The 12,012-nt window shown below is 37.7% G+C and carries 16 protein-coding genes, 1 pseudogene and 1 other annotated feature; all 17 genes and pseudogenes read left to right on the top strand.

All coding sequences use genetic code 11. From position 1 onward, the window contains the following. On the top strand, positions 1-263 hold a 263-nt coding region (locus tag IV84_RS11020), incomplete at its 5' end, for a TetR-like C-terminal domain-containing protein (protein WP_201783027.1). A gap of 59 nt (positions 264-322) precedes the next feature. After that, positions 323-397 (top strand) — a sequence feature (ribosomal protein L21 leader region). A gap of 13 nt (positions 398-410) precedes the next feature. Beyond that, positions 411-719, top strand: coding sequence for a 50S ribosomal protein L21 (rplU, locus tag IV84_RS07685; RefSeq protein ID WP_046872102.1), 309 nt, complete (start codon positions 411-413; stop codon positions 717-719). A 15-nt stretch (positions 720-734) separates the two neighbouring features. Continuing rightward, positions 735-1,073 (top strand): ribosomal-processing cysteine protease Prp, encoded by a 339-nt coding sequence (locus IV84_RS07690; protein ID WP_046872103.1) that lies wholly within the window; start codon positions 735-737, stop codon positions 1,071-1,073. Positions 1,074-1,093: 20 nt separating this feature from the next. After that, on the top strand, positions 1,094-1,381 hold the full coding sequence (gene rpmA / locus IV84_RS07695; RefSeq protein ID WP_046872104.1) for a 50S ribosomal protein L27: 288 nt from the start codon (positions 1,094-1,096) through the stop codon (positions 1,379-1,381). A gap of 150 nt (positions 1,382-1,531) precedes the next feature. Further along, the gene (gene efp, locus IV84_RS07700; protein WP_046872105.1) at positions 1,532-2,089 is read left to right on the top strand and encodes an elongation factor P; all 558 of its coding nucleotides are present in this window, start codon (positions 1,532-1,534) and stop codon (positions 2,087-2,089) included. A gap of 19 nt (positions 2,090-2,108) precedes the next feature. Next, positions 2,109-2,540: an Asp23/Gls24 family envelope stress response protein gene (locus IV84_RS07705; RefSeq protein ID WP_046872106.1), complete on the top strand. Its 432-nt coding sequence runs from the start codon at positions 2,109-2,111 to the stop codon at positions 2,538-2,540. Then, a complete protein-coding gene (nusB, locus tag IV84_RS07710) occupies positions 2,537-2,941 on the top strand; it encodes a transcription antitermination factor NusB (RefSeq protein ID WP_046872107.1) in 405 nt (134 codons plus the stop codon). Before IV84_RS07705 ends, nusB begins: the two co-directional genes overlap by 4 nt. A gap of 96 nt (positions 2,942-3,037) precedes the next feature. Continuing rightward, positions 3,038-3,901, top strand: coding sequence for a bifunctional methylenetetrahydrofolate dehydrogenase/methenyltetrahydrofolate cyclohydrolase FolD (gene folD / locus IV84_RS07715; RefSeq protein ID WP_046872141.1), 864 nt, complete (start codon positions 3,038-3,040; stop codon positions 3,899-3,901). After that, a complete protein-coding gene (gene xseA, locus IV84_RS07720; protein WP_046872142.1) occupies positions 3,894-5,246 on the top strand; it encodes an exodeoxyribonuclease VII large subunit in 1,353 nt (450 codons plus the stop codon). Before folD ends, xseA begins: the two co-directional genes overlap by 8 nt. Continuing rightward, positions 5,239-5,505, top strand: a complete 267-nt coding sequence (locus tag IV84_RS07725; protein WP_046872143.1) for an exodeoxyribonuclease VII small subunit — start codon at positions 5,239-5,241, stop codon at positions 5,503-5,505. The genes xseA and IV84_RS07725 overlap by 8 nt, the downstream gene beginning before the upstream one ends. After that, complete coding sequence (locus IV84_RS07730) at positions 5,498-6,400, top strand: polyprenyl synthetase family protein (protein ID WP_046872144.1); 903 nt, start codon at positions 5,498-5,500, stop codon at positions 6,398-6,400. Before IV84_RS07725 ends, IV84_RS07730 begins: the two co-directional genes overlap by 8 nt. After that, on the top strand, positions 6,397-7,224 hold the full coding sequence (locus IV84_RS07735) for a TlyA family RNA methyltransferase (RefSeq protein WP_056986361.1): 828 nt from the start codon (positions 6,397-6,399) through the stop codon (positions 7,222-7,224). The genes IV84_RS07730 and IV84_RS07735 overlap by 4 nt, the downstream gene beginning before the upstream one ends. Positions 7,225-7,240: 16 nt before the next feature. Continuing rightward, a complete protein-coding gene (locus IV84_RS07740; protein WP_046872146.1) occupies positions 7,241-7,696 on the top strand; it encodes an arginine repressor in 456 nt (151 codons plus the stop codon). A 34-nt stretch (positions 7,697-7,730) separates the two neighbouring features. Then, positions 7,731-9,419 (top strand): DNA repair protein RecN, encoded by a 1,689-nt coding sequence (recN, locus tag IV84_RS07745; RefSeq protein WP_056986362.1) that lies wholly within the window; start codon positions 7,731-7,733, stop codon positions 9,417-9,419. A 142-nt stretch (positions 9,420-9,561) separates the two neighbouring features. After that, a complete protein-coding gene (locus IV84_RS07750; protein ID WP_081036088.1) occupies positions 9,562-10,755 on the top strand; it encodes a betaine/proline/choline family ABC transporter ATP-binding protein in 1,194 nt (397 codons plus the stop codon). Next, positions 10,752-11,387 carry an ABC transporter permease gene (locus tag IV84_RS07755; RefSeq protein WP_046872149.1) on the top strand — a complete coding sequence of 212 codons (636 nt, stop codon included), beginning with the start codon at positions 10,752-10,754 and terminating at the stop codon, positions 11,385-11,387. The genes IV84_RS07750 and IV84_RS07755 overlap by 4 nt, the downstream gene beginning before the upstream one ends. Positions 11,388-11,399: 12 nt before the next feature. Further along, a pseudogene (locus tag IV84_RS07760) lies at positions 11,400-11,987 on the top strand (glycine betaine ABC transporter substrate-binding protein); the annotation flags it as partial. Positions 11,988-12,012 lie beyond the last annotated feature (25 nt).

Consider the following 12,012-nt stretch of genomic DNA (forward strand, 5'->3'; position numbering starts at 1 on the left):
TTGACCATCTAGGAAAACCTTACACTAACTTTTTTTACTATTTACGGTTGTTTTCGACCAAACTAGATCTAAAATCTAGTACACAGGGAATTCCGAGTAGTTTGAAAAATGAATTTATTATCTCTGGATTGTTAGGCATGATTCAAGACTGGTTGGCTCAGGGGATGATTTATACCCCTCATTTTATAAGCACGAAAGCCTATGAATTGTTACATCAAAAAGATTCAGAAAAAGTTGATGTCAGTGATTTCTTTGTTATTTAAGGTATGAGTTGATTTTATTGGCTTTTTTTGATATTATTATAATGTTGTATTTGTGGCTTCCACAGCTACAACCGCTCGGCTTGAGTTTTAAGTTCTAAATTAGGCACTTAAAGCTGGCGAGTATTAGAAAATGAGGAGGTGCACACTGTGTACGCAATTATTGAAACTGGTGGTAAACAACTTAAGGTTGAAAAGGGTCAATCTATTTTTGTTGAGAAACTCAATGTTAACGAGGGCGACAAGGTTACATTTGACCAAGTCTTATTCGTTGGTGGCGAATCAACAAAGATTGGCTCACCAATCGTTGATGGCGCAACTGTTAATGGAACTGTTGAAAAGCAAGGCAAAGAAAAGAAAGTAACAACTTTCAAGTACAAAGCTAAGAAAAATCAACATACCAAGAAGGGCCATCGTCAACCATATACAAAAGTTATGATTGATGCAATTAATGCTTAATTTTGGTGATTACCGATGATCAAAGTAACAATTAAGTTGAACAGCAAAACGGGCGTTGAACAATTTAAAATGATTGGGCACGCTGATTCTGGCCCATATGGACAGGACATCGTTTGTGCGGCTGCTTCAGTACTAGCAATTAATACAATTAATAGTGTTGAGCAGATTGTTGGTGTAAAACCTGAAACGAGTGAGGATTCTGAAAATGGTGGTTTATTAACTGCTAAGTTTTCGTCAGACCATAGTCGAGATCAGCTTTTACAGATGCAAGCAATTTTGAGAAGTTTTGTGATTGGTATGAATGATGTCGCAAATAATTATTCGCAATTTATAAAAGTGAATATTCAAGAATAAATATTCGGAGGTGTAAAGCTATGTTAATGAATTTACAATTCTTTAGTCATCATAAGGGTGGTGGTTCCACCTCTAATGGTCGTGATTCAGCAGGTCGTCGTTTAGGTACAAAACGTGCTGATGGTCAACCCGTTAAAGGCGGTATGATTATCTATCGTCAACGTGGAACACATATTTACCCTGGAGCAAACGTTGGTCGTGGAAATGATGATACATTATTTGCATTAACTGACGGTGTTGTACGTTTTGAACGTAAGGGACGTGACAAACGTCAGGTTTCTGTTTATCCTGCTGCAGATGCAGAATAGTTTTAATGCAAAGAATCAGAACGACTGAGTTCTGGTTCTTTTTTTGTCAAAAATATTTATATTTATGACAGACTAAGTTTAACTTAACTTGCTTTTGGGTTACTGATATTGCTATAGTTAGGTGTAAAATGAATTTTGGAGGTAAAAAATATGATTTCGACTTCAGATTTTAAAAATGGTCTAACGATTCAAGTAGACGGCGGAATTTGGCGAATTGTTGAATTTCAACATGTAAAACCTGGAAAGGGCAGTGCCTTTGTCCGAACCAAGTTAAAAAATTTACGAACTGACGCGGCTCAAGAAAAAACATTTAGAGCTGGCGAAAAGATGGAACAAGCTATTATTGATACAAAGAAAATGCAATATTTGTATAATGATGGTGATAACTATGTGTTTATGGATAACGTTACCTATGAACAATTGGAAATTCCTAGTGAAAAATTAACTGAAGAAAAAAATTATCTTGTTGAGAATATGGAAGTCAGTGTTATTATGTTTGGTGAAGAAACTCTTGGTGTTGACTTACCTAATACAGTTAATTTGAAAGTTACTGAAACAGAGCCTGGTATCCGAGGCGATACAGCAACTGGTGGTTCAAAATCAGCAACTTTGGAAACCGGATTAACTGTCCAAGTACCGTTTTTTGTCAACCAGGATGATGTATTAATTATTAATACAACTGATGGGACTTACGTTTCACGGGCATAATTGGTAGGAGGTTTGTAGAATGGCAGAAGATAAATATTTAGCACTGGCAGAGCATAAACCAACTCTGGGTGAGATAAAGATTGCGCCAGAAGTTGTGTCAATTATTGCTGGAATTGCCGTGGGTGAAGTTGACGGTGTGCATTTAAGTAGTAGTGGTTTGAGTGAAAGCGTAACTTCCTTTTTGACACGAAATACAAAGGCACAGGGTGTAAAACTCGGATCAAGTGAAGGTAAACTTCGGGTTGATGTTTATGTTTACTTAGACTACGGTACTTCAGTGCCAGATGTTGCTAAAAAAATTCAAAGTAAAGTTAATCAGCAGTTATTGTTCATGACGGAACTTGAGGTCACAGAAGTAAACATTCATGTAGAAGGGATTATTCCGGCCAAAACAACTTCAACCGTTGATCCTGATGATATTTTTGCGGAAAATGATGGTGACAAAAAGTGAGTTTAAATCGACATCAAATTCGAGAAGCTGCTTTTCAAGTTCTATTTGCGCTAGGTAGTAACTCTGACGCTTCGCATGAAGAACTTTATCGACAAGTTTTGGATGGCTATCATGATCAAGATGAGCCTCCAGCATATTTGGTTCAGTTAGTTGATGGCGTTTTGGAACATCAATCTGAGCTTGATGAAGAAATCAGTAAATATTTAAAGAAAACGTGGTCAATTGAACGGTTGGCACGTACGGATCATCTCATTTTACAAATTGCTTTTTTTGAAATCAATTATGTAGAAGAGATTCCTGGAAAGGTAGCCGTTAATGAAGCTTTGGAGTTAGCTAAAAAGTATGCTGACGATACTGATAAGAATTTTATTAATGGTGTTCTTTCAAACAAACTAGATTAATAAAACCAGAAAAAACAAATTGTTTTTTCTGGTTTTTTCGTATTTTCTATTATGCTAAACTAGGTAGGTAAGAATAAACGAAAACGAGGTCATATTATGGCAACAATATTAGATGGAAAAGCGCTTGCAGCTGAAATTGATAAAAATACAATGTTGGAAGTTCAAAAGCTTTCTGATCGTGGGATCACTCCTGGATTAGTTGTCATTTTAGTTGGTCACGATGAGGCTAGTCAACTTTATGTCCGTAATAAAGAACGGCGCGCTAAAAAAATGGGCTTCCATTCGGTTATTAGAAATTTACCAGAAACGATTACTGAAACGGAATTGATTCAAATTGTCCAAAAATACAATACGGATCCTACGATTAATGCCATTTTGGTGCAACTGCCTTTGCCGGCCCATATAAATGATTTTCACGTTACAATGGCAATTTCACCACAAAAGGATGCAGATGGGTTTCATCCACTGAATTTAGGAAAATTAATTTTGAATCAAGCAAATCAAACTCCGGTTGCATGCACACCCTCAGGAATTATGGAATTTTTCAAGGCTTATAATATTCCTTTGGATGGTAAAAGAGCAGTGGTAATTGGAAGAAGTGCAATTGTTGGAAAGCCAATGGCAGCTCTTTTGGTTAACGCAAATGCAACAGTAACAGTTGCACATAGTCATACGACCAATCTTTCTGAATTAACTCGCAAAGCAGACATTTTGGTGGTTGCAGTCGGAATTGCCCATTTTATAAAAGCGGATGATGTTAAACCAGGTGCTGTAGTTATTGATGTCGGAATGGATCGAGATGTTCAGCATAAGTTAGTTGGAGATGTTGATTTTAAAGAAGTTGAGAAAAAAGCTGCCTACATAACACCGGTTCCTCGTGGTGTGGGACCAATGACGATTACCATGTTAATGGCGCAAACAGTTTCGTTAACTAAATGGAGTAGTGAGCAAGATGGATAAAGAAAATTATTTAACGGTAACGGCTCTTACAAAGTATATCAAACGTAAATTTGATGTGGATCCATATTTAGGTCGTATTTACCTGGTAGGAGAAATCTCCAACTTACGAATTCGACCGCATGCGCATCAATATTTTAGTTTAAAGGATGATCAAGCTAAGATCAGTGCCATTATGTTTAAGTCAGCCTTTGAAAAGGTGAAGTTTACACCTGAAACTGGAATGAAAGTGTTGGTTACGGGTCGGATTTCGGTTTATGAACCAACCGGTAGTTATCAAATTTATATTGATAGTATGGAGCCTGACGGTGTTGGGGCCTTATATCAAGCTTATGAACAGCTAAAAAAGAAGCTTAGTGCTGAAGGCTTGTTTACAGCACCAAAACAGCCATTAGTTAGGTTTCCCAAGCGAATTGCCGTGGTAACAAGTCCTTCTGGAGCTGTAATTCGGGATATTATCACAACAACACGGCGGCGGTTTCCGATTGCTCAACTTGTCTTATTTCCTGCACAAGTTCAGGGTACAGAAGCAGCTAAAGAAATTGCTGCGCGAATTCAGCAAGTGAATCAACTTGGCAACTTCGATACTCTTATCATTGGACGCGGTGGGGGTTCAATTGAAGATTTGTGGCCATTCAATGAGGAAATAGTTGCACGAGCAATTTTCGAAAGCCAGATTCCAATTATTTCATCCGTTGGCCATGAAACTGACACAACGATTGCAGATCTAGTAGCGGATGTTCGAGCAGCGACACCGACTGCAGCGGCGGAACTTGCTACGCCTGTTTTGAGTGAGGAAATTTTGAATTTAGCTCAGCGACGGACACGAATTTTCAACGCGTTTATGAATCAGTTAAAAAAAGAGCGCCAAAGCTTAAATCGTTTGAGTCAGTCATATGTTTTTCAAGACCCACGACGTTTGTATGAGGGATATGTTCAAAATGTTGATTACTTAAATGACAGTTTGAAACAAAATATGGTAGCGGCTTTGAATCACTATGAGAATCAGTGGACAAAAATTAATCAACGATTGTATTTAAATACCCCACTAAATCGAATTAAACAAAATGAGCAAGTAGTTCTTAATTTACAAACAAGATTAAGCAGAGCTATTCAGGCCGTTTTCACCACTAAATCGACCCAGTTACAGCATTCAATTACTTCATTGGATTACTTAAGTCCTTTAAAAATTATGGGCCGTGGCTACAGTTATGTAACGAAACAGGATCGCGTGGTTAAACAAGTTTCAGAATTACAAATTGATACAGAAATTGAGTTACATTTGAGCGATGGAACCGCTCAGGCAAAAATAACTGATATAAAAGATGGAGGATTAAAAAATGACTGAAAAACAAACGGCTGAAAAACCAACTTTTGAAGAGAATTTGAAATCACTTGATGAAATTGTCACTAATTTGGAAAAAGGTGATGTTCCGTTGGAAAAAGCATTAAATGAATTTAAACACGGTGTGACGCTCAGCAAGGATTTGCAGGATACTTTACAAAATGCAGAAAAGACGTTGACCAAAATGATGAGTGAAGATGGGCAAGAAGTACCATTTGAAACACCAGCTCCCAAAACAGAGGCCGATAAAACTAATGAGTGATACAATAACCAAAACTTTTATTCAAGAAAATACTGTTTTATTGAATGATTATTTAAAACGTCATCTACCCGAAGATATTGCGAATGAACAATTAAGTTCGGCAATGCAATACTCTGTTTTAGCCGGAGGGAAAAGGCTGAGACCGTTACTGTTATTAGCGATGGTAAAAACCTTTGGTGGTTCTATTAATGAAAGCACATTGAAAGTTGCAGCGTCTTTAGAATTATTGCACACCTATTCGTTAATTCACGATGATTTACCCGCGATGGATGACGATGATTTGCGACGAGGGATACCAACAAATCACAAAAAATATGGTGAAGCTGTGGCGATTTTAGCTGGAGACGGGTTATTAACTTTGTCTTTTGAATGGTTAGCCACAGCCGGTTTAAATACGAATACGACGGTCAAACTAACAAGAGATTTGGCACAGGCTGCTGGAGCAGCTGGAATGGTTGCTGGTCAGGTCAGCGATATTTTGGGTGAAAATAAACAGTTGACGTTTAAGCAGTTAAAACAGTTACATCGCCAAAAAACGGGTGCCTTGATTAAATATACAGCATTGGCTACAAATGATATTGTGAATCCTGAAGTCGATAATCAAAAGCTTTTAATTCAGTTTGCTGAAAGCTTTGGACTGGCTTTCCAAATTTATGATGATTTAGAGGATGTCGTAGGGACACAGCAGGCACTTGGAAAAGCGGTTCGTAAAGATGCTAACGAACATAAAAATACTTATCCTGGCCTGAGGGGGGTACCACAAACAATTCTTGATTTAAAAAAATGTGTCCAGTATTGTCACCAAGCACTTTCAAAACTTGAAAAAAATCACGTTTCAACGGAATTATTGCAAGGTTTTTTGAATTATTTTCAGTTAGATGAGGAAGAAAAATGAAAAAAGAACGGGTAGATGTTTTATTAGTGTCACAAGGGTTGTTTGATACGCGCGAAAAAGCTAAGCGAGCTGTTATGGCTGGTGAAATTCTAGGTGAAAATGAGGAACGTTTAGATAAGCCTGGAAGTAAAATTTCAGTGGATACTGAGCTCCATTTTAAAGGGAAACCAATGCCTTACGTCAGTCGTGGTGGTCTGAAGCTTGAAAAAGCCTTAAAGGTTTTTAAAATTAGTGTCCAAGGGAAGACTGTCCTAGATATTGGTTCCTCCACAGGGGGTTTTACAGACGTTATGCTTCAAAATGGGGCTAAAATGAGCTATGCGCTGGACGTTGGAACAAATCAGTTAGTTTGGAAGTTACGTGAAGATCCACGAGTTGTGGTGATGGAAAATACTAATTTCCGCTACGCTAAGTTGGCTGATTTCACACACGGCCAACCTGAATTTGCTTCAATTGATGTTTCTTTTATCTCGTTAAAATTAATTTTACCTGCTCTTAAACAAATTATTAAACCAAATGGCAGCGTGGTTGCTTTGATAAAGCCCCAGTTTGAAGCCGGTAAAGATAAAGTTGGAAAGCATGGCATTATTCGTGATCCTAAAGTCCATGAAGAAGTTTTGAAAAATACGCTTAATATGGCAGTTGAAAATGGGTATAATGTGGTAGGCTTAGATTTTTCACCGATTAAAGGTGGCGAAGGAAACATTGAATTTTTGATGCACATCGTTTCCACTGATGAACCAGCTAAGATTGAAGAATCGGTTTCAATCACGAAAACTTTAGAAGCCGCTTATGCACAATTAAATCAGTCAAAAGAGAATTAGCAAGGGGTCGATCAGCATGAAGAAAAGTGAACGACAGCAACAGATTCGGGAGCTTTTAACCAAAAATGATGTGCAAACGCAAGAAGACTTGGTTACGTGTTTACATAAAAACGGTATCCAAGTAACGCAAGCAACCGTTTCTCGTGATATTCGAGATATGCAATTAATCAAACTACCTTCAAAAAATGGCGGCTATCATTATGCATTACCACCAAAAAAAGATGAGAACATCAAATTGCGATTAGCGCGGACACTTAAGGAATCAGTTAAGAAAATGACTAGCAATGCAACGTTTATTTTCTTGGAATTGCAACCAGGAAGTGGGCCAGTAATTGCCAGTTTATTAAATCAGCTAAATAGTGACGATATCTTGGGCGCAATCAGTGATGACGGTTCGGTATTAATTGTTACTAAAAGTGCTGAGGGTGTGACAAATATTAAGCAATTGATTACGGATATGCGCGCAGAATAGGTATTTGATATGAACAATTTAATGAGGTGAAAAAATGTTACAAGAATTGGTAATTCGAAATTTTGCTATTATTGAGAAACTAAACATTGAATTTAATTCAGGGATGACGGTTTTAACTGGTGAAACGGGTGCTGGAAAATCGATTATCATTGATGCTGTTGGTTTATTGGCCGGTGGAAGAGGGTCTACTGATTTTATTCGCAAAGGAGCTAAAAAAACTGTTTTACAAGGGATGTTTAGTTTAAGCAAAAATAGCGAAACACTAGAATTATTAGATCAATATGGAATTGATCATGCCGATCCAACCCTCATTTTGCAACGCGAGATTCAAGCGAGTGGCCGAAACGTTTGCCGAATTAATGGATCATTAGTAAATACCACAATTTTAAAACAAATTGGTGAAACTTTGATCGATATTCATGGGCAAAATGAGCATCAAGAATTAATGCAAGCAGATAAACATTTGGGAATGCTTGATGAATATGCGCGTGTTGAAGTTCAGCCTCTGTTAAAACGTTATCAAACTTATTTTGAACGTTATCAAACTCTAAAAAAGAAATTCGACCAAAAAAAAGCTCATGAAAAAGAGTGGGTTCAACGAGTGGATATGCTTAAGTTTCAGGTTAAGGAAATAGAAGACGCTAATCTTCAAGCTGGAGAAGAAGAACAGTTAAATTCCGAAAAAGAACATTTAGAAAATTTCCAAAAAATTAGCACCACTCTTCAAGCGGCTCAGACTGTTTTAGAGAGCAGTGATGAGACTTCTGGGGCAATTGATAGTACGGGCGAGGCAATGAATGGTCTACGCGAGATTGAGGAGTTAGATGACAATTATAAATCAATTTCAGAAACGATTTCTTCAGCTTATTATCAACTGCAAGATGCTGCCAGTGAAATTAGTAGTGAATTAGACGGTATGGAGTGGGATGAAGGCAGACTAGATCAAATTGAAAAACGTTTAGAGGAAATTTATCAATTAAAACGAAAATACGGTGATACCGTTGAACAAATTTTGAGTTATGATGATAAAGTTTCGACAGAATTACATAATATGATCGATTTAGAATCAGACGAAGGACAAATGGGAACCCAACTTGGTGATTTGAAAACTAAGTTGGATAAGCTTGCCAAGCAATTAACTTTGGCACGTCAAAAGGCAGCCAAACAGTTAAAAAAAGATGTTCATGCACAACTAAAACAGTTGTATATGGATAAAACAGAGTTTGAAGTTCACTTTGATACATCGCAGCCCGTAAAATTTAAATCAACAGGTGTCGATTCAGTGGAGTTTTATTTGCGAACCAATCCCGGTGAAAAAATGAGTTCACTTACGCGGATTGCGTCCGGTGGGGAACTTTCTCGGATTATGTTAGCATTAAAAACAATTTTTGCGGAGTCGCAGGGTGTAACTAGTATTATATTTGATGAGGTGGATACGGGAGTTAGTGGCCGTGTTGCTCAGGCAATTGCTGAAAAGATCAAATTAATTGCCAGTTATTCTCAGGTACTATGTATTACGCATTTACCGCAGGTTGCCGCCGAAGCAGATCATCAATTTTTTGTGGCTAAGGTAGTTAAAGATGGACGGACAGAAACTAAATTAACTTATTTAAATAAAGATGGTCGGGTACAGGAACTGGCCAGAATGCTTGCTGGAAGTACCGTTACCAAATTGAGTATTCAACATGCGAAAGAACTCCTTAAGATGGCACATCGTTCTTAGGAGTTTTTTTGTAGGCCAGATTATTTTCTTGTTGATATGGAATAATGGTTAATCGTAATATTTGCAGAAAGCAGGTAATATACGATAACATAGTACTAGTTACACTTAAAATAGAATGGAGCTGATGTGTGTGTTTTTAGAAATGAAACATCTTTCTAAAGTGTACGGTGGAAAAAAGGCCGTCGATGATTTTAATTTAGACGTTAAAAAAGGTGAATTTATTTGTTTTATTGGGACCTCTGGTTCAGGAAAAACAACAACAATGAGAATGATTAATCGGATGTTAAATCCTTCATCTGGATCAATAAAATTAGAAGGCAAAGATGTTTTGAAAGCTGATCCTGTAAAGTTACGGCGCAGGATTGGATATGTTATTCAAAATGTTGGGCTAATGCCTCATATGACAATTCGCGACAACATTACGCTTGTTCCTAAACTCCTTAAATGGTCGGATGAAAAAAAGAATGAACGGGCAAAAGAAATGATAAAGATGGTTGAATTGCCTGAAGAATATCTAGATCGCTATCCTTCAGAACTATCTGGTGGTCAACAGCAAAGAATTGGTGTCGTAAGAGCTTTAGCAGCTGATCAAGACCTAATTCTAATGGATGAACCATTTGGCGCCTTAGATCCGATTACACGTGAGTCCCTGCAAGATTTTGTACAGGATTTACAGCAGCGATTGGGCAAAACAGTAATTTTCGTGACCCATGATATGGATGAAGCCTTAAAACTCGCAACCAGAATTGTGGTTATGAGTCATGGTAAAGTGATTCAAGTTGCCACGCCAGACGAAATCTTGCGTCATCCCGCAAATGAATTTGTCGAGAACCTAATTGGAAAAGACCGTTTAATTCAGGCCCGTCCAAGTATTACAACTGTTGGGCAGGTTATGTATAATAATGCTGTTTCAATTACACCTGGACGATCTTTGAAAGAAGCTCTGAAATTAATGCATGAAAAGCGGGTTGATACCTTGCTGGTTACGGATGATTCAGGAATTTTAAAGGGTTATGTAGATATCGAACAAATTGACTATAATTATAATACAGCCACGAGTGTTGATGATGTGATGACCCGGAAGGTTTTCTATGTGTATGAAAATTCCATTATTCGTGATACTGTTGAAAAAATTTTAAAACGTGGTTACAAAAATGTGCCAGTTGTAGACGAAAATAAAAAGTTAGTCGGGATTGTAACTCGAGCTTCTCTAGTTGATATTGTGTATGATGCCCTTTGGGGTGAAGCAGATACTTCGACAAATGAAGATTCAACCAAGGATAACAAGGGTAAAGATAAGGTTACCTCAGCAAAGGCGGGTGACGGCCAAGCATGATTAATTTTATTCAGCAATATGGTGGTCAGCTATTATATAAACTCTGGCAACATATCTATATTTCTGGGATTTCACTCGGGTTGGGAATACTCGTTGCCGTTCCTTTAGGAATCTTATTGACACGTATGAAACACGGCTCTGGTGTCATTATTGAAATTGCTAGTGTGTTGCAGACAGTTCCAGCACTAGCCTTATTGGCAATGATGATTCCAATTTTTGGGATTGGTGCTCTTCCGGCGATTGTGGCCCTATTTATTTATTCCTTACTCCCAATTTTAAGAAACACCTATCTTGGAATTCAGGGGGTGGATCCTAGTTTAAAAGATGCTGCAAAAGGTATGGGAATGACTAACTTTCAGTCGATTATAAAAGTAGAACTACCAATGGCTGTACCGGTGATTATGAGTGGTATTCGTTTATCGGCAACTTATGTGATTGCATGGACAGCGTTAGCTTCTTACATTGGAGCGGGTGGACTTGGTGATTTCATTTTTAATGGTCTCAATTTGTATCGGACGGATCTTATTTTAGGTGGATCAATTCCGGTTATCCTTTTGGCTTTACTAGTTGACTGGTTGTTGGGAAAACTAGAGGTTTGGTTAACACCAACAACTACGAGTGCCAGAGCGTAAAGGGGGATCACAATGAAAAAAATATCACGATTTTTTAAAGCTGGCATTTTAGTGCTAGTTTCGAGTATTCTGCTGAGCGGCTGTGGATTTCCTGGTTTAAATTCTTCTTCAAAGGATACGGTTCGAATTGCGGCTCAAAATACAAGCGAGCAGCAAATCATGGCCTACATGATTTCTGATTTAATTGAACATGATACAAACTTAAAAACGACCTTAATTAATAATTTAGGCTCAGGTTCAGTAAGTTTCCAGGCAGTTAAAAATGGCGATGCTGATATATCAGCAATTCGATACAATGGAACTGATTTAACCACCATCTTTAAGCAGGCTCCAGTAAAAGATCCCAAATTAGCGACGGAGAAAGTTCGTAAAATTTATAAAGATAAGTATCATATGACCTATTTTCCATCTTATGGTTTTGCTGACACATACGCTTTTATGGTGACTGGCAAGTTGGCACGTAAAGAAAATTTGGAAAACGTTAGTGATCTAAAGCGACTGGCACCCAATATGACAGTTGGTGCTGACCAGATCTGGGTAAACCGAAAAGGCGATGGTTATGACGGATTTGCTAAGACATATGGATTTAGATTCGGCAGATTGTAAAATTTAAGTTGAACATTTA

Source organism: Pediococcus damnosus (genome assembly GCF_001437255.1).
GTDB classification, from domain to species: Bacteria; Bacillota; Bacilli; order Lactobacillales; family Lactobacillaceae; genus Pediococcus; species Pediococcus damnosus.